The 1,628-nt window shown below is 75.1% G+C and carries 2 protein-coding genes; both read left to right on the top strand.

The genetic code is table 11. The features are described from left to right. Positions 1-133 precede the first annotated feature (133 nt). Positions 134-886 carry a type III secretion protein HrpB4 gene (locus tag ACYP33_RS24155; protein WP_459624245.1) on the top strand — a complete coding sequence of 251 codons (753 nt, stop codon included), beginning with the start codon at positions 134-136 and terminating at the stop codon, positions 884-886. Next, on the top strand, positions 871-1,628 hold a 758-nt coding region (gene sctL / locus ACYP33_RS24150), incomplete at its 3' end, for a type III secretion system stator protein SctL (protein WP_459624244.1). The genes ACYP33_RS24155 and sctL, both read left to right, overlap by 16 nt.

Here is a 1,628-nt window from a genome sequence, read left to right as displayed (position 1 = left end):
CGGGCGGCGCGAACGGCGGCGGTGGCGGCGCCGAGGCGGGCGATGGCGCCGCCACCGGCCTGCGCGGGCGGCTCGGTGCGCTCGGCGCGCGCCTGCGTCCGCGCCCGGCGAACTGAGCGCGCGCCCCGCACGCATGGATTCCCCCGCGTTCTATCCACCGCAACGCGTGGCCGCCGCACTGAGCGGCTATCGCGACAACCTCGACACGGCCGCGCTGTGGGCCGACCCGTCGTGGTCGTCGCTGCCCGATAACGGCTGGCGCGATGCGCTCACCCGCGCCTCGTCGGCTGCGCGCCGCGCCTGCTCGCAGGCGATGGCCCGCGCGGCCGGGGTGCGCGAGCCGCCGTTCGGCGCGTTCGCCACGCCCGCGGTGCTCGGCCTGGCCGGCCACGGCGTGCCGGCCGCCTCGCCCAAACCGAATCTCGCGCTGCTCGACGCGCTGCCGATCGCGCAGTCGCTCGCCGTGCTGCGCATGCGCTCGCTGTCGTTTCGCCGGGTCGAGGTGCGCCGGCTGATCGACAAGCACACGCGCTCGCGCCTGGCCGAATGGACCGGCGTGCATCCCGACGCGATCGCGCAGGATGCGCACGCCGCCGACGCGCCCGACGTGGCGCATCTCTCGATGAAAACCGGCCTGCCGCCGCTGGCCCGGCTCGACGCCATCGACATGGCCGCCGAAGGCTGGCTGCTGTTCGTGCGCGACGCGGGCGGCCTGAACGGCCCCGGCGAGGCGCGCGCGCCGTCGCTCACGCGCCTGGCGCTGCCGCGCGCGCTGACGCCGCCGGCCTCGTTGCCCGCCGCCAGCGGGCTCGATGCGGCCGGCTCGATCCGGCTGCTGGCCCGGATGCCCGAACTGCTGCCGGAGGTTGCATGGCTATTTGGTTGAGCCGTCCGCGCGACGCGCACCACCAACCCGACGACGACACCCCGCGCGCCCGGCTCGGCGCGGCCGGCGACGTGCTGCCGCGCGAGCTGTTCGGCTCGCTGGTGTCGCTCGACGACGCCTACGCGGCGCTCGCCGACGACCGCGCCGCGCTGATCGAGGCCGCGCGCCACGAAGCGCTCGGCATCGTCGAAGCGGGCCACGCCGAGGCCGAGGCGATCCTGGCCGCCGCGCGCCGCGAACGCGACGAAGCCGCGCGGCTCGGCTATCGCGACGGCTACGACCGCGCGCTCGGCGACTGGATGGACCGCCTGGCCGATGTCGCCAACGCGCAGAACCAGCTTCAGGTGCGCATGCGCGAACGGCTGGCCGATATCGTCGCGTCGGCGGTGGAGCAGATCGTGCGCACCGAGAACCGCGAGGCGCTGTTCGAGCGCGCGCTGGCCTCGGTCGAGCGGATCGTCGATGGCGCGACCTATCTGCGCGTGGCCGTGCATCCGGACGATCTCGACAGCGCCAAGGACACGTTCGACCGCCTGGCCACGCGCTGGCGCGAGCTGGGCCGCCCGATCCCGATGTCGGTGGTGGGCGACAAGCGGCTCGCGCCGGGCAGTTGTGTCTGCGAATCGGATTTCGGCGCGGTGGACGCGAGCCTCGACACGCAACTGCGCGCGATGCACGGCGCGGTGTCGCGTGCGCTCAAGCGCACGCTGGTGGAGGCCGAGCAGGACATGGCGCAGGACGC

The sequence above is a fragment of the Burkholderia sp. 3C genome (assembly GCF_054589155.1).
This window is presented reverse-complemented; position numbering and strand designations above follow the sequence as displayed.